Source organism: Pseudomonas sp. S2_F07 (assembly GCF_054668325.1).
Genome location: NZ_CP162758.1, coordinates 882,339 through 901,872 on the forward strand (window position 1 = coordinate 882,339; position 19,534 = coordinate 901,872).

Annotated in this window: 13 protein-coding genes; 9 read left to right on the forward strand and 4 right to left on the reverse strand. The window is 61.4% G+C overall.

Annotation, left to right across the window (positions count from 1 at the left end; translation table 11 throughout):
- The first annotated feature begins 2 nt into the window (after positions 1-2).
- The 5 genes from AB4O40_RS03840 to AB4O40_RS03860 all read left to right on the forward strand — a co-directional run bounded on the left by AB4O40_RS03840 (position 3) and on the right by AB4O40_RS03860 (position 7,272).
- Positions 3-320: a DUF2934 domain-containing protein gene (locus AB4O40_RS03840; RefSeq protein ID WP_056727508.1), complete on the forward strand. Its 318-nt coding sequence runs from the start codon at positions 3-5 to the stop codon at positions 318-320.
- A gap of 150 nt (positions 321-470) precedes the next feature.
- On the forward strand, positions 471-2,633 hold the full coding sequence (glgX, locus tag AB4O40_RS03845; protein ID WP_414915071.1) for a glycogen debranching protein GlgX: 2,163 nt from the start codon (positions 471-473) through the stop codon (positions 2,631-2,633).
- 213 nt (positions 2,634-2,846) lie between these two features.
- Positions 2,847-3,605, forward strand: a complete 759-nt coding sequence (locus AB4O40_RS03850) for a PIG-L deacetylase family protein (RefSeq protein ID WP_460160132.1) — start codon at positions 2,847-2,849, stop codon at positions 3,603-3,605.
- A gap of 96 nt (positions 3,606-3,701) precedes the next feature.
- Positions 3,702-4,502 carry an endonuclease/exonuclease/phosphatase family protein gene (locus tag AB4O40_RS03855; RefSeq protein WP_056727513.1) on the forward strand — a complete coding sequence of 267 codons (801 nt, stop codon included), beginning with the start codon at positions 3,702-3,704 and terminating at the stop codon, positions 4,500-4,502.
- A gap of 181 nt (positions 4,503-4,683) precedes the next feature.
- The gene (locus tag AB4O40_RS03860; RefSeq protein WP_460160133.1) at positions 4,684-7,272 is read left to right on the forward strand and encodes an autotransporter family protein; all 2,589 of its coding nucleotides are present in this window, start codon (positions 4,684-4,686) and stop codon (positions 7,270-7,272) included.
- Between the two features lie 116 nt (positions 7,273-7,388).
- Here AB4O40_RS03860 and glgB read toward each other — a convergent pair whose 3' ends face one another.
- Genes glgB through AB4O40_RS03875 form a run of 3 tightly spaced genes read right to left on the reverse strand, consistent with a single transcriptional unit; the run spans position 7,389 to position 15,018 of the window.
- The gene (gene glgB / locus AB4O40_RS03865) at positions 7,389-9,620 is read right to left on the reverse strand and encodes a 1,4-alpha-glucan branching protein GlgB (protein ID WP_460055980.1); all 2,232 of its coding nucleotides are present in this window, start codon (positions 9,618-9,620) and stop codon (positions 7,389-7,391) included.
- A 2-nt stretch (positions 9,621-9,622) separates the two neighbouring features.
- Positions 9,623-12,964 (reverse strand): maltose alpha-D-glucosyltransferase, encoded by a 3,342-nt coding sequence (gene treS / locus AB4O40_RS03870; protein WP_056727518.1) that lies wholly within the window; start codon positions 12,962-12,964, stop codon positions 9,623-9,625.
- 56 nt (positions 12,965-13,020) lie between these two features.
- A complete protein-coding gene (locus AB4O40_RS03875; RefSeq protein ID WP_460154665.1) occupies positions 13,021-15,018 on the reverse strand; it encodes an alpha-1,4-glucan--maltose-1-phosphate maltosyltransferase in 1,998 nt (665 codons plus the stop codon).
- 215 nt (positions 15,019-15,233) lie between these two features.
- Here AB4O40_RS03875 and AB4O40_RS03880 point away from each other — a divergent pair, with 215 nt between their 5' ends.
- Positions 15,234-15,401, forward strand: coding sequence for a hypothetical protein (locus AB4O40_RS03880; RefSeq protein WP_177336494.1), 168 nt, complete (start codon positions 15,234-15,236; stop codon positions 15,399-15,401).
- A gap of 41 nt (positions 15,402-15,442) precedes the next feature.
- Here AB4O40_RS03880 and AB4O40_RS03885 read toward each other — a convergent pair whose 3' ends face one another.
- The gene (locus AB4O40_RS03885) at positions 15,443-15,940 is read right to left on the reverse strand and encodes an MgtC/SapB family protein (protein ID WP_409079262.1); all 498 of its coding nucleotides are present in this window, start codon (positions 15,938-15,940) and stop codon (positions 15,443-15,445) included.
- 121 nt (positions 15,941-16,061) lie between these two features.
- Between AB4O40_RS03885 and AB4O40_RS03890 the strand changes: the two genes are divergently transcribed.
- The 3 genes from AB4O40_RS03890 to mapR all read left to right on the forward strand — a co-directional run bounded on the left by AB4O40_RS03890 (position 16,062) and on the right by mapR (position 19,456).
- On the forward strand, positions 16,062-16,295 hold the full coding sequence (locus tag AB4O40_RS03890; RefSeq protein WP_056727524.1) for a DUF3203 family protein: 234 nt from the start codon (positions 16,062-16,064) through the stop codon (positions 16,293-16,295).
- Positions 16,296-16,490: 195 nt separating this feature from the next.
- On the forward strand, positions 16,491-17,903 hold the full coding sequence (ccoG, locus tag AB4O40_RS03895; protein WP_460055975.1) for a cytochrome c oxidase accessory protein CcoG: 1,413 nt from the start codon (positions 16,491-16,493) through the stop codon (positions 17,901-17,903).
- A 143-nt stretch (positions 17,904-18,046) separates the two neighbouring features.
- Entirely contained in the window at positions 18,047-19,456 is a 1,410-nt protein-coding gene (mapR, locus tag AB4O40_RS03900) for a GntR family transcriptional regulator MpaR (RefSeq protein ID WP_460055972.1), read from the forward strand.
- The last annotated feature ends 78 nt before the right edge of the window (positions 19,457-19,534 follow it).

Here is a 19,534-nt window from a genome sequence, read left to right on the forward strand (position 1 = left end):
CGATGAGTACCGACGATAAACGCATCCGCGAATTTGCCTATCAGATCTGGGAATCCGAAGGAAAACCCGAAGGCCAGGAGGCCCGTCACTGGGAAATGGCGTGCAAACTGGCGGAAGCCGAAGCCCTGGCCCCGAAAAAGCCGGTCAAGGCTGCTGCGAAAACCCCGGTCAGCAAAACGGCCAATGGCAAGGCTGGCGATGCCAAGGTCGCCGCGGCAAAAACCAAGGCCAAACCGGCGGCGGCTTCGAAGGTGATCCCGCCGGGGGAAAAGGCCGCTGAGAAAAAGCCCCGGGCTGCGCGAAAACCGCCAGCGGTTTGAATAGGCCTTGAGGCCCCTTCGCGGGCAAGTCGGACCGCCGCACCGCCGCTCACACAGTGTTTGGTGGTGTAACTGCAATCTGTGGCAACTCACAGGTCCCTGTGGGAGCGGGCTTGCTCCTACAGGTTGCCGCCGCTTTAAGGAATACCTATGACCAGTCCGAAGAAAGCCGCCGCGCCAGCCACTCGTGCCGAAACCACACGAATCCGCGAAGGCCTGCCCTTTCCACTGGGTGCCACCTGGGATGGACTGGGAGTCAACTTCGCCCTGTTTTCCGCCCACGCCACCAAGGTTGAACTGTGCCTGTTCGACGACGCCGGCGAGGTGGAACTCGAACGCATCGAACTGCCCGAATACACTGACGAGATCTACCACGGCTACCTGCCCGACGCCCATCCGGGGCTGATCTACGGCTATCGCGTCTACGGTCCATACGACCCGGCCAACGGCCATCGCTTCAACCCCAACAAACTGCTGATCGACCCCTACGCCAAACAACTGGTGGGCAAGCTGAAATGGTCCGAAGCGCTGTTCGGCTACACCATCGGCCACCCCGACGCTGACCTCAGCTTCGATAAACGGGACAGCGCGCCCTTTGTGCCCAAATGCAAGGTCATCGACCCGGCGCATACCTGGGGCCACGATCATCGGGTCAGCGTGCCGTGGGACAGGACGATCATCTATGAAACCCATGTGCGCGGCTTCAGCATGCGCCACCCCGCCGTCCCCGAAAACCTGCGCGGCACCTTTGCCGGGTTGATGGTCGATGATGTGGTGGAGCACATCCGCAAGCTCGGCGTGTCGACTGTGGAATTACTGCCGATCCACGCCTTCGTCAACGACCAGCATCTGCTGCACAAGGGCATGACCAATTACTGGGGCTACAACAGCATTGCGTTCTTCGCCCCCGATCCGCGTTACCTGGCCAGCGGCAAGATCGCCGAATTCAAGGAAATGGTCGCGCACCTGCACGAAGCCAATCTGGAGGTGATCCTCGACGTGGTCTACAACCACACCGCCGAGGGCAACGAGCAAGGCCCGACCCTGTCCATGCGCGGCATCGACAACGCGTCCTACTACCGCCTCAAGCCCGATGACAAGCGCTTCTATATCAACGATTCCGGCACCGGCAACACCCTGGACCTGAGCCACCCCTGCGTACTGCAAATGGTCACCGACTCCCTGCGCTACTGGGCCACGGAAATGCACGTGGACGGCTTCCGCTTCGACCTGGCGACCATTCTGGGGCGTTACCACGACGGTTTCGACGAGCGCCACAGTTTCCTCGTGGCCTGCCGCCAGGACCCGGTGCTGCGCCAGGTCAAACTGATCGCCGAACCCTGGGACTGCGGCCCCGGCGGTTATCAGGTCGGCAACTTTCCGCCGGGCTGGGTCGAGTGGAACGACAAGTTCCGCGACACCGTGCGCGCCTTCTGGAAAGGCGACGACGGCCAACTGGCTGACTTTGCCAGCCGCCTGACCGCTTCGGGCGATATGTTCAATCAACGTGGTCGGCGGCCATACTCATCGGTCAATTTCGTCACCGCCCACGACGGCTTCACCCTCAACGATCTGGTGTCGTACAACGACAAGCACAACGAGGCAAACGACGAAGACAATCAGGATGGCAGCAACAACAACCTGTCGTGGAACCACGGCGCCGAAGGCCCCACCGACGATCCCGAGATCAACGCGCTGCGCCATCGGCAGATGCGCAATTTCTTCGCCACCCTGCTGCTGGCCCAAGGCACGCCGATGCTGGTGGCCGGCGACGAGTTCGCCCGCACCCAGGACGGCAACAACAACGCGTACTGCCAGGACAGTGAGATCGGCTGGGTCAACTGGGACCTCAGCGAAGATGGCAAGGCCCTGCTCAAGTTCGTCAAACGCCTGATCAAGTTGCGCCTGACCTACCCGGTTCTGCGGCGCGGACGTTTTCTGGTGGGCAATTACAACGAGGATATCGGCGTCAAGGACGTGACCTGGCTGGCGCCGGACGGCACACAAATGACCACCGAACATTGGCACGATGCGCACAATCGATGCCTGGGCATGTTGCTCGATGGCCGCGCCCAGGAAACCGGCATCCGCCGCAAAGGCGTCGACGCGACGTTGATGCTGGTAGTCAACGCACATCACGACATCGTCAATTTCCGGCTGCCGGAAGTGCCTGACGGCGGTTTCTGGACATGCATGATCGACACCAACCAGCCGTCGATCCGCGGCCAGGAGCGTTTCGAGTTTGGCCACGAGTACTCGGTCACCGGACGCTCGTTGCTGCTGTTCGAGTTGCAGCATGAGGAAGAAGAGTAAAAAAGCCTACAGGCGTTTATGGCCGCAACACCGCAGAGCGGAAAAGTCATTGCGGACAGGTTCGCGACGCGACGAATAGCGTTACATGAGCAATACTCGATTCGCGGCAATCCAGGGTTTGGCTTGTCGCTCCGCTATCAACGAGCCCTCACGGGTCTGCCGGGCTGGTCCCATGCACGACTGAAGGCGACGCAGAACAAGGACGTATCGACTATGAAACCCGTTTCCCTGAGCGAAGCCAGCCTGCCATCACAGATCTGGAACAGCGCCCCGCAACTGGACAGCATTCCGGTCATCAGCACCCAGTCGCTGGTACCCACCGGCGCACGCGCGGTACTCATTGCCCCGCACCCCGGCGATGAGGTAGTGACCTGCGGCGGCCTGCTGCAGTTGCTCAGCAACCTCGGCCACCCGCTGCAATTGATCTCGATCACCGACGGCAGCGCCAGCCATCCGGGCTCTCGGCAGTGGTCGGAAAAACGCCTCAGCGTGTTTCGTCCCCAGGAAAGCGTCGAAGCCATCCGCCGGCTCGGGTTGCCGATGCACAGCCTGAAGTGGATTCGTGGCGGGTTTACCGACAACGCCCTGGTGGAGCACGAAGATCAGATCGCCCAATTCATCACGCGCTACCTGCGCCCCGGTGATGTGGTGTTCAGCACCTGGCGCGAGGACGGCAACGTCGACCACGACACCGTTGGCCGCGCCAGCGCCAGGGCGGCAGCCAATATAGGGGCAACCTACAACGACGTACCGTTCTGGGCCTGGCACTGGCCGGCACGAGACCGGGAACTGATCCCCTGGCACCGCGCCCGCAAGGTGCGCCTCGATACCTGGACCGTCGCCCGCAAGAGCCACGCCACCCATGCCTACGCCAGCCAACTGGACGGCGAACCGGCCATCGGCCTTGCGCCGTTGCTGCCCCGGCCGCTGTTGGAGCGTATCCGTTTGCCTTATGAAATCGTGTTGGTATGAACTCATCGATTATCGACCCGGTGCAGTCCATCGGACTGAACTGCCTGCCTTTGCATCAGTCGCATGCATAAGCAGCCTTGAGTCAGAGGAGTGTAAGTGGCCAGTTATCCAAAACGGCAGGCAGCCGAATCGACACCCTTGAACACGCCCCCGACGATTCATCGGCTTCGCGTGCTGACGGTCAACACCCACAAGGGTTTTACTGCACTCAACCGGCGCTTCATCCTTCCTGAGTTGCGTGAAGCGGTGCGCAGTACGTCGGCAGACCTGGTGTTTCTGCAAGAAGTCGTCGGCGAGCACGACCGCCATTCCTCCCGCTACAACGATTGGCCACAAACCTCGCAATATGAATTCCTCGCCGACAGCATGTGGAGCGACTTCGCCTATGGGCGCAACGCCGTCTATCCCGACGGTCACCATGGCAATGCCCTGCTGTCGAAATACCCGATCCGCGAGTATCGAAACCTGGATGTTTCCATTACCGGCCCGGAACGCCGTGGCTTGCTGCACTGCGTGCTGGACGTGCCGGGGCATCGCGAAGTGCATGCCATTTGCGTTCACCTCAGCCTGCTGGAAAGCCATCGACAACTGCAGTTGCAGTTGCTCTGTCAGCTCCTCGAATCCCTGCCGGATGATGCGCCGGTGATCATTGCCGGCGACTTCAACGACTGGCAGATGCAGGGCAATGCCACCCTTGCCCGCCGCGACTACTTGCACGAAGCCTTCGAACGCCACCTTGGCCGACCGGCCAAAACCTACCCCGCGCGGTTTCCCTTGCTGCGCCTCGATCGCGTCTACCTGCGCAACGCCAGCAGCCACCAGCCACAAATACTGGGAAACAAGCCGTGGACGCACCTGTCCGATCATTTGCCGCTGGCGGTGGAAGTGCACTTGTGAATCACGGCTATCAGGCGCCTGGCGCTGTGATAACGCCCCCCACCTGTTATTTCTGACAGTAGCCGCATTGAAGCGGCGCCTGCTACGTTGGTGACGCCCTGCCGATGCCGGTAAGGGCAGTCGTTCCTGGCCATTGCTGACGGCCAAAGGAACGGACGTTGATCCCATCGCGGAGGCAACCATGGAGTTATCGACAGATCTGCCCAAATACCGTTTAAGCGCCTGCCTGTTCTCGATCTGGTTATGCGCGAACTGGCCCCAGGCTGCCGACGCCGCCTGCACACTCATCCCCACCGTCGGTAACGACAACTTCGTCTGCGACAGCGCCACCAGTGGGCCGTTGACCGACCTGTCGGGCAACAACACCCTGACCTTTCCTGCCAACGGCACCGGCAGGATCAACGGTAACGTGACCTTCGGTACCGGCGCCGACACCGTGACCATTGCTTCGGGCACCGTAGCCGGCGCCGTGAATCAGGGCGACGGGGCGGATAGTTTCACGATCGGCGCCGGGCAAGTCACCGGGGCACTCAGCCAAGGCAATGGCATCGATGACTTCGTCATGTCTGGCGGAACTGTTCAGTCACTGGCCCAAGGGGATGGTCGCGATACCTTCCTGATGACCGGCGGCACCATCGTCGGCGCTTTCGAGGACGGCGACGTCGCCAGGATGACCGGTGGCTCCATCGGCCGGGTTGACATGAAGCTCGATAACAATCTCTTCGAAATGTCGGGTGGGCAGATACTTCGCAACCTGGTGACCGGTTTGGGCACCGATACCATCATCGTTTCCAGGGGGAGGATCGGTGGCAACATCAGTGTCAGCAATGGCAACGACAGCATCACGGTCACCGGCGGGGAAATCGTCGGCGAGATCCGCGCCGGCAATGGCGATGACACCCTGGTATGGGACGGCGACGGGATCATCCGCTCGCAAATCCTGCTGGAGGCCGGCAACGACAGCGCCACCCTGCGCAACCTCAGCGAAAGCACCCTCGCCCTCACCCCGAGCATCAATGGCGGCGTCGGCAATGACCTGCTGACCTTCGATCACACCACCTCGTCAGGCGCCGCCCGGTATATCAACTGGGAAACGGTCAATCTCGCTAACAGCTCGCGCTTTGATCTCGATGGCACCTTTCAATTGGGGGACAGCACCAGCGGCACGGGCGTGTTCAATCTCGATGGCAGCAGCACCCTGACGTCGGCGCAAGGCAGCATCGTGCCATTGACCGCAGGTCGGCTCGTTACCTTGAACAACAGCGGGATCATCGACCTCACTCGTGGCAACTCGCGCACCAATGACAGCCTGACGGTTGAAGGCAATTACGTGGGTAACGGTGGCCAGTTGTTGTTGCAAAGTGCCGTGGGCGATGACAGTTCTCCCAGTGACAAGCTGGTGGTCAACAACGGGACATTGACCGGCAGCACCCTGATCAGCGTCACCAACCTTGGCGGCGTGGGCGCCTTGACCCGGGAAAACGGAATCCAGCTGGTACAGGTCCAAGGCACGGCGGTCAGCGACAGCACCGCGTTCGCCCTCAAAGCCCCGGTGTCGGTTGGCGCCTTCGATTACCGCCTGTTCAAAGGCGGTATCACACCGGGCAGCGAAAACAGTTGGTATTTGCGCTCCCAGGTGGTGGCGCCGCCAGTCGTTGCCGTCGCCAACCCTGATCCCGCGCTGCCGCCGACGCTGGTGCCCATTGTGGCAGTGCCGGTGGCCGCACCGGTGGTTGTGGCCACCGCGGCTGAAGGCGTTGCAATCGTCGAAGCCCCGGTGCTACCGGCCGCCGTACCCGGCGCAGCACCAATCCCCTTGTATCGCGAGGCCGTACCTACGTGGTCGGTGGTGCCGCCAGCTGCAGCACAGTTGAGCCTTGCCGCGTTGGGCACCTTCCATGACCGTCAGGGCGATCAGAGCCTGCTGAGTGAAACCGGTGTCTTGAGCGCCGGTTGGGGCCGGGTCTACGGCAAGAACCTCGAGCAGACCTGGGCCGGCACCGTCACCCCAAGACTGGACGGCTCGCTCAACGGTTTTCAGGTCGGCAATGATCTGTTCAGCTCAGAGTGGGCGGGTGGGCAAACCCAGCGCAGCGGTTTCTTCATCGGCCACAGCCGCCTGCAAGGCGATGTCGACGGTTTCAATCAGGGCTTCGCGGGCAAGCGCTCCGGCAACGTCGAGTTGGAAGGCGACAGTCTTGGCGTTTACTGGACCCTGACCGATCGCGCCGGCGCGTATCTCGATACCGTGGCCATGTACACCCGGCTCAACGGCGACAACCGCTCCGAAAGTGGACTGAAGATCGACAATGAAGGGCACGTGACGACGTTATCGGCAGAAGTCGGATACCCGATCCCGGTGGCCGGTAACTGGGTGGTCGAACCCCAGGCACAGGCGATTTACCAGAAAGTCAGACTCGACAGCCAGGACGACGGTATTTCCCATGTCTCGTTCGATTCCGACACTGCCTGGACCGGCCGCGTCGGCGCACGCCTGAAGGGTCGCTACGAGGTCGGCGGCCGGCCGCTGGAACCTTATCTGCGGGCCAACATCTGGCACACCTTCACAGGTACCGATACGGTCACCTTTGACCATCTCGATCAGGTCGAAACCCAGCAACGAACCTCGTCCGCCGACCTGGGCATCGGCATGGTGCTGAGCGTTGCAGACTCGTTCAGCGTGTACGCCGGACTCGACTACACCAACAATATCGACAGCAACCAACAACGGAAAACCTACGGTAACCTGGGTGTACGGCTGCGCTGGTGAGGAAATACTTCAAAAGATGCTTTGACCAGGCTGGCTCCTTCGCGAGCAGGCTCGCTCCCACATTCATCCAATGTGGGAGCGAGCCTGCTCGCGAAAGGCAGCAACGCGGCTCTGGATCAGCCCTGCGGCCTTAACATCAACACCGCCAACGGCGGCAAATTCAGCACCAGCGACAACGCCTGCCCATGACTCGGCGTCTCCTCGGCCACCGCCCCGCCACTGTTGCCGTAATTGGAACCGGCATAGATGGAGGAGTCGCTGTTGAGCACCTCGTTCCACTGCCCGGAAAACGGAACCCCGACGCGATAAGCCTCACGCGGCACCGGCGTAAAGTTGGCCACCACCAGCACCGGCTCACCCTCCTTGCTCCAGCGCAACCAGGCATAAACGCTGTTGATCGCGTCATCGCCGATCAGCCACTGGAAACCCTGCGGCACATCGTCCTGCTCATGCAGCGCCGGCGCTTCGCGGTACAAGCGGTTGAGGTCGGCCACCAGTTTCTGCACACCCTGGTGCTCGGGGTATTGCAACAGGTACCAGTCCAGTTGCTGGTCATGGTTCCACTCGCGCCACTGGCCGAATTCGCAGCCCATGAACAACAGCTTCTTGCCCGGATGCGCCCACATGAAACTCAGGTAGGCCCGCAGGTTGGCGAATTTCTGCCAGCGGTCGCCGGGCATCTTGTCGATCAGTGAGTGTTTGCCATGCACCACTTCATCGTGGGAGATCGGCAGGATGAAGCGCTCGGACCACGCATACACCAGGCCGAAACTCAGCTCGTTGTGGTGATGGGCGCGGTACACCGGGTCCTGCTGGATGTAATGCAGCGAATCGTGCATCCAGCCCATGTTCCATTTGTAGGCGAAGCCCAGGCCGCCCTGTTGCGTGCCCTGGCTGACACCCGGCCATGCGGTGGATTCCTCGGCGATCACCAACGCACCGGGCGCTTCGAGTGCCACCACGTCATTGAGGTGACGCAGGAAGTCGATGGCTTCCAGGTTCTCCCGCCCGCCATGGCGGTTCGGCACCCACTCGCCGGCCTTGCGCGAGTAGTCGCGATACAGCATCGAGGCCACTGCATCGACCCGCAGGCCGTCGACATGGAAATGCTTGAGCCAGTGCAGCGCCGACGCCAGCATGTAGCCGTGCACTTCGGTGCGACCCAGATTGTAGATCAGTGTGTCCCAGTCCTGGTGGAACCCTTCCTGCGGGTTGCCATACTCGTACAGCGCCGTGCCATCGAACTGGGCCAGGCCATGGGTGTCGGTGGGAAAATGCGCCGGCACCCAATCGAGAATCACCCCGAGTTCGGCCTGGTGGCAGGCGTTGATGAACGCAGCGAACTGGTCCGGCGTGCCATAGCGCGCACTCGGCGCGAATTGCGACAGCAACTGATAACCCCACGAACCGCCGAACGGGTGCTCCATGATCGGCATCAGTTCGATGTGGGTGAAGCCCAGGTCTTTGACATAGGGAATCAGTCGCTCGGTCAGTTCCGGCCAGGTGTACTGGCGGGCCACTTCACCCAGGTCATCCAGCTCGCATTGCCACGAACCGGCGTGCAATTCGTAGATCGACAACGGTGCCGTCACCCGCTGGCGGTCACCCCGGGACATCATCCAGTCCTGGTCCTGCCAGTCGATGCTCAAGGGTGAGGCGACTTTCGAGGCGGTGTCCGGCGGCAGGCTGGTGGCCAGTGCCACGGGATCGGCCTTCAACGGCAGAATGCCATGGGCGCCGAGAATCTCGTATTTGTAGGTGTCCCCGGCTTGCAGGCGCGGGATGAACAATTCCCAGACACCGGTGGGATGACGCAGGCGCATCGGGTGCCGGCGCCCGTCCCAGACGTTGAAATCGCCGACCACCGACACCCGCCGGGCATTCGGTGCCCACACCGCGAAACGCACGCCGTCGACGCCGTCCACGGTTTTCAGTTGCGCGCCCAGGCACGCGCTGAGGTCGCGGTGATTGCCTTCGGCAAACAGGTACAAATCCATTTCGCCCAGCAATGGGCCAAAGCAGTACGGATCTTCTGCGGTTTGCTCGCCGCCGGCCCAACGGGTGCGCAGCAGGTACGCTTGCGCTCGATCGAAATGCCCGACGAACAAACCCGGTGTCTGCGTGGCCTCAAGGTGACCCAGATCCTCGCCGGAGTCCCTGGCCAGTACCTGCACACTCAGGGCGCCCGGCAGATACGCACGAATGAATTGTCCGCCGGCACCATCGGCGTGGGGGCCGAGAATGGCGAAAGGATCGATATGCTCGGCACGCACCAATGCATCGATATCCCGCGCCCTGGGTAGCAGCGCTTCTTTGTGATGACCCTGTTCCTTGTTCGAGAAACTCATGACTACTCTCCACCAAGATCGGAAAAGGGTTTAAGCCCACTCAATAATCCATATAAACCGTGCAACGGCACGGGCAACCACGCGGGGCGATTTTCCGCCTCATAAGCCACTTCATACGCCGCCTTCTCCAGGCCGAACAACGCCAGCGCGGCATCCTCGCCTTCGGGATCTTGCCATGCATGGGCAAGACTAGCTGCCGCCAGCCGATAAGCGTCGACAAATGCTTGCCGCGCCTCGCTCAAGTAGCGATCGGTGACCCGCAAGCGCGCAGCATCGGCTGCCGCGGTGTTGTCGACGCTCTGCACATTGATCGCCATCGCCGCCGCATAGTCGAAAGAGCGCAGCACGCCGCTGACATCCTTGTACGGGCTGTGTTTGCCCCGTCGTTCATGCAATGGCCGGGCCGGTTCGCCTTCAAAGTCGATCAGGTAGGCATCGCCCTTGATCACCAGCACCTGCCCCAGATGCAGGTCGCCGTGCACACGTATACGCAAGCCGCCCACGGTCTTTTTACCCATCGCTTGTACATGGCCGAGGATGGCCTTCTTGTTGTCCAGTAAACGGCCGACCAGGGTCTGGTCCGCCGGGCTCAATTGACTTTTATGTTGCTTGAGCAAGCTCAGCGCGTGCTCGATTTGCGCTGCAACATCCTTGGTCGAAGCCAGCGCCTCTTTCTGCGTGGTGACCTGGGGCATGAAGTCCGGATTGGCACTCGGCGCCGCCAGCACCTGGTGCATTTCCCCCAGGCGCTGACCGAGCATAGCGGCGAAATCTTTCAGTTCGCCGAGCGCGTTGTAATGTTGTTCCTGCTCGGACACAGCGTCGGCCAGCTCATCGCGCAGCGCCCGTTCGAGGTTGTTCTGGGTCCATTCCCAGGCGTCGCCCTGATTGCTCAGATAGCCTTGGGCGATCATCAGCAAATTGTCTTCACCCGCCCCGTCCCGGCGCACCACGGCCCCGAGCAATGGCGAAATATTGCTGAACCCGGCTGCGGTCAGGTACGCGCTCATTTCCAGTTCCGGGTGCACACCGCAGGCGACCTTGCGGATCAGCTTCAGCACCAGGCTGTTGCCGATCACCACCGAGCTGTTGGACTGCTCGGCGGACAGGTAACGTACCGGCGACTCGGCATTGAGGCCGAGTTTTTCCAGCTCCGCGGTGGACTCGAAACGAATGTCGCCATCGCTGGAGGCCAATACGGTGCCGGCCTGAATGCCCTGCAAGACGGCATGCACAAAGGTCTCCAGGCTGAAGGCATCGGTGATAAGACCGACCTGGCGTCCGCGCCGTACCCGCGACAATGCCAATTGCTGCGGCAGCGGGGTACCGACCTGATCTTCCGAGATAAAGCCGAACGGCAACTGGTAGCGACTGCTCTGGCCAGCGCTGGTGACATTGATCTCACTGAACAGCACCGGATGCTGCGGATCGCCGAACCGCACGCCATAGGCCAGGTCGACCTGTTCGATGGCGGCGTCCTTGCCCGCGAACCAACGGCGGTTCTGCAGCCAGTTGGGCAGGATGCTGTGCTCCAGCGTGGTGCGTGACGGCGCCTCCAGCAATTCCTCCATGCGCTTTTTCAGCACCAGCGTGGTGAAGTCCGGCAAGCTTTGTGCGGGCTCCACGTGCCAGCTCGGCATCTGGTTTTCCGCGGCGAGCCCAAACCAGTAGAAGCCGTAAGGCGCCAGCGTCAGGAGAAAATTCAGCTGGCCGATGGGCGGGAACGCGTTACCCCCGAGCATTTCCACCGGCACCATGCCGACATAGGCCGACAGATCCAGCTCGGCGGCTTGGGCGCTGCGCGACACGTTGGCCACGCACAGAATGACTTCGTGCTTGCCGTCCACCCCGGTGAATTCGCGGGTGTAGGCCAGAATCCGCCGATTGCTCGGCGACAGCATTTTCAACGTACCGCGCCCGAAGGCCTTGGATTGCTTGCGCACGGCGAGCAGGCGCCGGGTCCAGTTCAATAGCGAATGCGGGTCGCCAGCCTGGGTTTCGACGTTGACCGACAGGTAGCCATATTGCGGGTCCATGATCGGCGGCAGCACCAGGCTCGCCGGGTCGGCCCGGGAAAAACCGCCGTTGCGGTCGATGGACCATTGCATCGGCGTGCGCACACCGTCGCGGTCGCCGAGGTAGATGTTGTCGCCCATGCCAATCTCATCACCGTAATACAGGGTCGGCGTGCCGGGCATGGACAGCAGCAGGCTGTTGAGCAGCTCGATCCGGCGGCGGTCGCGCTCCATCAGCGGCGCCAGGCGACGGCGAATCCCCAGGTTGATCCGCGCCCGGCGGTCGGCGGCGTAGTAATTCCACAGATAGTCGCGTTCCTTGTCGGTGACCATCTCCAGGGTCAGCTCATCGTGGTTGCGCAGGAAGATTGCCCATTGGCAGTTGGCGGGTATATCCGGGGTCTGGCGCAGAATGTCGGTAATCGGGAAGCGATCTTCCTGGGCCAGCGCCATGTACATGCGCGGCATCAACGGGAAGTGAAAGGCCATGTGGCATTCGTCGCCGTTCAGGCCTTTCTTGTCGGTGTCGCCGAAGTACAACTGGGTGTCTTCCGGCCACTGATTGGCCTCGGCCAGCAGCATGCGGTCGGGGTAATTGGCGTCGATTTCCGCGCGGATCTTCTTCAGGACGTCGTGGGTTTCCGGCAGGTTCTCGTTATTGGTACCGTCGCGCTCGATCAGGTAGGGAATGGCGTCCAGGCGCAAGCCGTCGATGCCCATGTCGAGCCAGTAACGCATCACCGACAGCACCGCTTTCATCACTTGCGGGTTATCGAAATTCAGGTCCGGCTGGTGGGAGTAGAAACGGTGCCAGAAGTATTGGCCGGCGACCGGGTCCCAGGTCCAGTTGGATTTTTCGGTGTCGAGGAAAATGATGCGGGTGCCGTCGTATTTCTGATCGTCATCAGACCACACATAGAAGTCCCGCGCCGCCGATCCGGGTTTGGCCTTGCGCGCCCGCTGGAACCACGGGTGCTGGTCGGAGGTGTGGTTGATGACCAGCTCGGTGATCACCCGCAGGCCGCGCTTGTGCGCCTCGGCAATGAACCGCCTGGCATCGGCCATGGTGCCGTAGTCGCTGTGCACACCACGGTACTCGGCAATGTCATAACCGTCGTCGCGCCGTGGCGAGGGATAGAACGGCAACAGCCAGATGGTGTTGACGCCCAGGTCGGCGATGTAGTCGAGCTTGGCAATTAAACCGGGAAAGTCGCCAATCCCGTCGTTGTTGGAGTCGAAATACGATTTGACGTGGACTTGATAGATCACCGCGTCCTTGTACCAGAGCGGGTCCTTGATGAACGTGGCTGCCTTGGGTTTCTTCGCCATGTGAAACTCCTGGTGAATTCATCTTGGCCACAGGCGGAGTATCCCCTGTGGTGTTCTCAAGAGGCGGTAATTCTCCAAATCCCGAACGGCTGGTACGCCGGGTCGATCCGCATGAATTGCTGTTTGCCATGCCAGGTCCAGCGATGGCCATTCATCAGGTCTTCGCCATGAGTGCTGGCGTAGTCCGGCAAGCCCATTTCCCACAACGGCAACTCGAAGTTCGCCTCCTGCACGTTGTGCGGATCGAGGCTGACCGCCACCAGAATGAAATTGCTGCCGTCCAGGCTGCGTTTGCCGAAGTACAGGATGTTGTCGTTCCAGGCGTTGTAGACCTTCAGGCCCAGGTGCGTGTGCAACGCCGGGTTCTGCCGCCGGATGCGGTTGAGCTGGGCGATCTCGGCAATGATGTTGCCGGGCGCGTTGAAGTCCCTGGGGCGGATTTCGTACTTCTCGGAATCGAGGTACTCCTCCTTGCCTGGCACCGGTGCCGACTCGCACAACTCGAAACCCGAGTACATGCCCCACAGGCCCGAGCCCATGGTCGCCAGCACGGCGCGGATGAGAAACCCGGGGCGCCCGGATTCGTGGAGGAACGCCGGGTTGATGTCCGGCGTATTGACGAAAAAATTCGGCCGGTAGCATTCGCGCCACGGCGATTCGTTGAGTTCGGTGAAATAGGTCGCCAGTTCAGTCTTGGTGTTGCGCCAGGTGAAATAGGTGTAGCTCTGGGAGTAACCGACCTTGCCCAGGCGCGCCATCATGGCGGGGGTGGTAAAGGCTTCGGCGAGGAAGATCACCTCGGGGTACAGCGCCCGTACATCGGCGATCAGCCACTGCCAGAACGGCAACGGCTTGGTGTGCGGGTTATCGACGCGGAAGATCTTCACGCCCTCCTCGACCCAGCCCACCACGATATCCCGCAACTCCACCCACAAGCTCGGAATCGCCTCCGGGGCATAGAAGTCGACATTGACGATGTCCTGGTATTTCTTCGGCGGGTTTTCCGCGTACTTGATCGTGCCGTCCGGCCGCCAGTTGAACCAGCCCGGGTGTTGCTTGAGCCACGGATGGTCCTGGGAGCACTGGATGGCAAAATCCAGGGCGATTTCCAGGCCATGGGCCGCGGCGGCCGCCACCAGTCGGCGGAAGTCTTCGCGGGTACCCAATTGCGCGTGAATCGCTTCGTGCCCGCCCTCCTCGCTGCCAATCGCATAGGGGCTGCCCGGATCATCGGGGCCCGCCGTCAGGGAGTTGTTCGGACCCTTGCGGTAACTACGCCCGATCGGATGGATCGGCGGGAAATACAGCACATCGAAACCCATGTCCTGAATCATCGCCAACCGCGAATGCACGTCATTGAAGGTGCCATGGCGCTCCGGGCTGTCGGTGATCGAGCGCGGGAACAACTCGTACCAACTGGCAAACTGCGCCAGTTCTCGCTCCACATCCACCGGGTACTCCGGGCTCAGGCTCAAGTAGGCGCGATGATCGACGCGAGCCATGAGGTCGGCGCTACGCGGGTGCAAAAACAGTGCAATCTGCTCGGTTTCAAGCAGCCCTGACAGTTCATGGTGCAAGGCCGCCAGTTGCTCGCTGAGTAGCCCTTCGCTGCGTTCGGCGGCCTGCTGGACATGAATCCGCCCTTCCTGCAGTTCCAGGCTGACGGGCACCGCCGCCGCATGCTTCTTTTCCAGCTCATAACAAAAACTGGCGAATTGATCGATCCAGGCTTCGATACAGAACAGATAACGGCCCTGGCTGTTGACCCGGAACTGCCCTTGCCAGCCGTTATTGCCCAGGTCCTTCATGGCCGCGCTTTGCCAGGCGTCCCCATCTTCGGCCCGCCAGCGCACGCGAACCGCCAGCTTGTCATGCCCGTCGGCGAAGACCTTGGCCGTCACCACCACGTCCTGCCCCACCACGGACTTGACCGCGAACTGCCCGCCTTCAAGGGTCGGCATGATGTTTTCAATGACGATACGCGGCAGCAACAACGCCTGCGACAGCGGCATGTGCGGGTTGTAGCTCAACTCAGTCGGTTTTTCAGCCGTCATCGAGCCTCTCTCCTTACGCCCCATGGACGCGCTTGTGTCTGGTCGCCACCCCGCCGGGCAATCCGCCCCGGGATGAAGTCACTTAGGTTCCGAGCGACAGCCGCCGGGAAAGTTTCATCGACAATTTCCGGAATCAAGTCCTACGCGCTGCGGTCAACCAACCAGTCCACCTACTTAAGCACGACTCACGCCATGTGCCACCGGAGGCTTGAACAATGAACAATCCTTTCCCGGCTGAAACCCCCGACCCCAACATCGACAACCCGGTGATACCGCCGAGCGATCCGCAGCCGGTACCCGAACAGGATCCGCCCGAAAAGAACCCGCCGCCAAGGGAAGAACCGCCAACGACGATGCCACCGGTGATTGTGAACCCTGAATGACGACAGTTGATCGTTCCCCCATGCTGGCCGGGGGAACGATCTCATGGGTGATCCTTATCGATCAGCTTCACAATCCCCGGCATCACACTGAAAACCCCCAGCGCCAGCAGCGTACTGAGCACCGCCGTCGCCTCCCGGCCCAGTCCGGCCGCGACACCGATGGCGGCGGTCATCCACAGGCCGGCGGCGGTGGTCAGGCCTTTGACGTGGCTCTCATCGCCGTCGTGGTTTTTCAGGATGGTGCCAGCCCCCAGGAAGCCGATCCCGGCAATCACGCCCTGCACTACCCGGCTCATGGCATCGGCCTGCGAACCGGACATCTGCGGCACCAACACGAATAGCGCCGCCCCCATCGCTACCAGCATGTGGGTACGCACGCCAGCGGCCTTGCCCTGGTGTTCACGCTCGAACCCGAGAATCCCGCCCAGCACCGCAGCCATCAATAGGCGCACGGTCACTCGCGTCAGCTGCGAGGCATCGCCGATGTCGGCGAACTCGCCTTGCAGGGTCACCCAGACTTCGTGCCACCAGGCGTTCATGGGGTTGTCCTTGAGAGAGGCCATGGAGGGTGGACCGCAGCGACCACTAATCGGTTGCACAGAACGATGACCGGTGGTTGCGGCCTGAAACTATAGACTCCACTGAAAAAAGGATCCCGTCATGACTGTGCGCATCGAGAACCAGACCTGCTTTTTCACCACTGAAAATGGCGAACTCATTCGTCTGTGTCCCGACGTGACCATCGTCACCGACGGTGCCAAGGCCATGTCGGCAGTGGACATCGAAGGCGAGCGCATCTACATCACTGAAGCCGAGGCTGACGCCTTGACCGTCGCAGGCGCGGTGGATGGACGCCGGCACTTGAAAGCCACCGACAGTGGTTCGGTGATTTGATCGGGTTTGATCCGCACCTGCCGCTGCTGTTTTGCAAAGACCCCCGGGGCCGGCAGTGACGGCTGCTTCAAGTTGTCGCAGGCCGTGCAAACACGACCATCTGATCTGCTTTTTAACGCAATACCTGAGTCTGTTATGCAAACAGTTCGCCGCTCATAGTGCTCATGCCTGATGGAGGCTGATGAGCGAAAGACCATGAGCGAAAGAATCCCCGTCCGAACCGTAGAAACATTCGAGCCTTCGCGTCTTAAGATGAAGGCCAAATCCAGCGACAACCTGATCCACACCCGCAGCTTCACCGGGCTGTTCCGCAACCTGCGCATCAGCGGCGCCGGTTTTCTGTTCTTGCTGTTTTTCGGCACCGTGTGGCTGAACTGGGGCGGCCGCCAGGCAGTGCTCTGGGACCTTTCCGAAAGCAAGTTCCATATCTTCGGCGCGACCTTCTGGCCGCAGGATTTCATCCTGCTCTCGGCGCTGTTGATCATTGCCGCGTTTGGCCTGTTTGCGATTACCGTGTTCGCGGGCCGGGTCTGGTGTGGCTACACCTGCCCGCAAAGCTCGTGGACCTGGATCTTCATGTGGTGCGAGAAGATCACCGAAGGCGAACGCAACCAGCGGATCAAGTTGCAAGCCGCGCCGTGGGGCCTGAACAAACTGATGCGTCGCTCGGCCAAGCACACCTTGTGGCTGGCCATCAGCCTGCTGACCGGCCTGACCTTCGTCGGCTATTTCACGCCGATCCGGCCGTTGGCCGAAGAGCTGCTGAGCTTCCAGATGAGTGGGGTCAGCCTGTTCTGGGTGCTGTTTTTTACCGGCGCCACCTACATCAACGCCGGTTGGCTGCGTGAAGCGGTGTGCATGCACATGTGCCCCTACGCGCGGTTCCAGAGCGTGATGTTCGACAAGGACACCCTGACCATTTCCTACGACGTGGCCCGGGGCGAAAACCGTGGCCCGCGCAAACGCGAGGTGAAACCCGCCGAGGTCGGTCTGGGCGATTGCATCGATTGCCAGCTGTGCGTACAGGTCTGCCCGACCGGCATCGACATTCGCGATGGCTTGCAGATGGAATGCATCGGTTGCGCCGCGTGCATCGACGCCTGCGACTCGATCATGGACAAAATGGGCTACGCCCCAGGATTGATCAGCTACACGTCCGAGCATCAATTGCAGGGTGGCAAGACACACCTGCTGCGTCCGCGCCTGATCGGCTACACCGCCGTGCTGCTGGTGATGATTGCCGCCCTGGTGATGGCATTGGTGCAACGGCCGATGGTGTCCCTCGACGTCAGCAAGGACCGGGGCCTGTTCCGCGAGAACAGCCAGGGGCAGATCGAAAACATCTACAGTCTGAAGGTGATCAACAAGACCCAGCAGCGTCAGGACTATCAATTGAGCCTGGTGGATGCCGATGATTTCCAGTTGCAGAGCAGGACCGAATTCACCCTGGCGCCGGGGGAGATTGTCGATGTGCCGGTGTCGGTGGCGATGCTCACGGAGCGTCCGGCCAGCAGTTCGCAGAGCATCGGCTTCAAGGTGGTCGACAGCGATGAGCCCGGCGTCTACAGCGTGGCGAAGAGCCGGTTTGTTGCGCCGATGAATCGCTGAGCCTTTAAGATGCAGAGCTTTAAAGATCGCAGCCTTCGGCAGCTCCTACGCACGCAGGCCGATCCATTGCAGGAGCTGGCGAAGGCTGCGATCTTCGCGGTACGACCGTCCCTTTGTCCAAATGACACCCAACCGGGCTTTTGATGAAACGCTACGAAAAATTCGCCGACGACATCGCAGAACTGATCCGCAACGGCGTCCTGGGTCCCGGCCAGCGGGTACCGTCAGTGCGTTACGCCAGCCAGACCTACGGGGTTAGCCCGTCCACGGTGTTCCAGGCCTATTACCTGCTGGAACGTCGCGGCCTGATCCGCGCCCGCCCGCGCTCCGGCTACTTCGTCAACGCCCATGCGCCACGGCCGTTTTCCGAGCCGGTGATCAGCAATGAGGTCAACGAGTCGACGGCAGTCGACGTCAGCGAACTGGTGTTCTCGGTGCTCGACTCGATCAAGGACCCGAACACCGTGCCCTTCGGCTCGGCGTTCCCCAGCCCGACGCTGTTTCCCCTGCAACGCCTGTCCCGTTCCCTGGCCAGCGCCAGCCGCGAGATGGACCCGCGCATGGTGGTCACCGACATGTCGCCGGGCAACCCGCAGCTGCGCCGGCAAATCGCCCTGCGCTACATGGTCGGCGGGCTGATGTTGCCCATGGAAGAGTTGCTGATCACCAACGGCGCCCTCGAAGCCCTCAACCTGTGCCTGCAAGCGGTGACCCAACCTGGCGATCTGGTGGCCATCGAGGCCCCAGCGTTCTACGCCTGCCTGCAAGTGCTCGAACGCCTGAAACTAAAGGCGGTGGAAATTCCCGTACACCCACGCGATGGCATCGACCTCGGCGTGCTCGAGCAAACCCTGGAGCGCCATCCGATCAAGGCCTGCTGGTGCATGACCAGTTTCCAGAACCCCATGGGCGCGACCGTGCCCGAGGCCGAGAAACAGCAGCTTGTGGAATTGTTACGGCGCCACCAGGTGCCGCTGATCGAAGACGATGTCTACGCCGAACTGTATTACGGCCAGCAAGCACCGAAACCGGCGAAGGCCTTTGATACCGAAGGCCTGGTGATGCACTGCGGTTCGTTCGCCAAGAGCCTGGCCCCCGGCTACCGCATCGGCTGGGTCGCCGCCGGGCGTTACGCGCAGAAAATCGAACGGCTGAAACTCATGACCTCGCTGTGCGCCTCGATGCCGGCCCAGGCCGCCATCGCCGATTACCTGCAACACGGCGGCTACGACCGGCACCTGCGTAAATTGCGCCATGCCCTGGAAGACCAGCAAAGCGCCATGCTCGCCGCCATCGCCCGCTATTTCCCGGCGCAGACGCGGGTGAGCCAACCGGCGGGCGGGTACTTCTTGTGGCTTGAATTGCCGGAGCAGATGGATTCGTTGAAGTTGTTCCAGATGGCATTGGCCCAAGGCATCAGCATTGCACCGGGGCCGATCTTTTCGCCGGCGCAGCGCTTCAGGAATTGTATTCGGCTGAACTACGGCAGCCCGTGGACCGAGGAATCGGAGAAGGCGATGGAGACGTTGGGGCGGATTGTGCGGTCGTTCTGATGGTTGGATGTTGCCTGCACTATCGCCTTCGCGAGCAAGCCCGCTCCCACAAGGGTTTATCGGTGTACACAATATCTG

Bases quoted from the DNA above. Each gene is read 5' to 3' on its own strand.
- AB4O40_RS03880 (WP_177336494.1), top strand. From the start codon at position 15,234: ATGAACAATCCTTTCCCGGCTGAAACCCCCGACCCCAACATCGACAAC.
- AB4O40_RS03850 (WP_460160132.1), top strand. From the start codon at position 2,847: ATGAAACCCGTTTCCCTGAGCGAAGCCAGCCTGCCATCACAGATCTGG.
- AB4O40_RS03875 (WP_460154665.1), bottom strand. From the start codon at position 15,018: ATGACGGCTGAAAAACCGACTGAGTTGAGCTACAACCCGCACATGCCG.
- AB4O40_RS03885 (WP_409079262.1), bottom strand. From the start codon at position 15,940: ATGAACGCCTGGTGGCACGAAGTCTGGGTGACCCTGCAAGGCGAGTTC.
- AB4O40_RS03890 (WP_056727524.1), top strand. From the start codon at position 16,062: ATGACTGTGCGCATCGAGAACCAGACCTGCTTTTTCACCACTGAAAAT.
- AB4O40_RS03840 (WP_056727508.1), top strand. From the start codon at position 3: ATGAGTACCGACGATAAACGCATCCGCGAATTTGCCTATCAGATCTGG.
- glgX (WP_414915071.1), top strand. From the start codon at position 471: ATGACCAGTCCGAAGAAAGCCGCCGCGCCAGCCACTCGTGCCGAAACC.
- treS (WP_056727518.1), bottom strand. From the start codon at position 12,964: ATGGCGAAGAAACCCAAGGCAGCCACGTTCATCAAGGACCCGCTCTGG.
- glgB (WP_460055980.1), bottom strand. From the start codon at position 9,620: ATGAGTTTCTCGAACAAGGAACAGGGTCATCACAAAGAAGCGCTGCTA.
- mapR (WP_460055972.1), top strand. From the start codon at position 18,047: ATGAAACGCTACGAAAAATTCGCCGACGACATCGCAGAACTGATCCGC.
- ccoG (WP_460055975.1), top strand. From the start codon at position 16,491: ATGAGCGAAAGAATCCCCGTCCGAACCGTAGAAACATTCGAGCCTTCG.
- AB4O40_RS03860 (WP_460160133.1), top strand. From the start codon at position 4,684: ATGGAGTTATCGACAGATCTGCCCAAATACCGTTTAAGCGCCTGCCTG.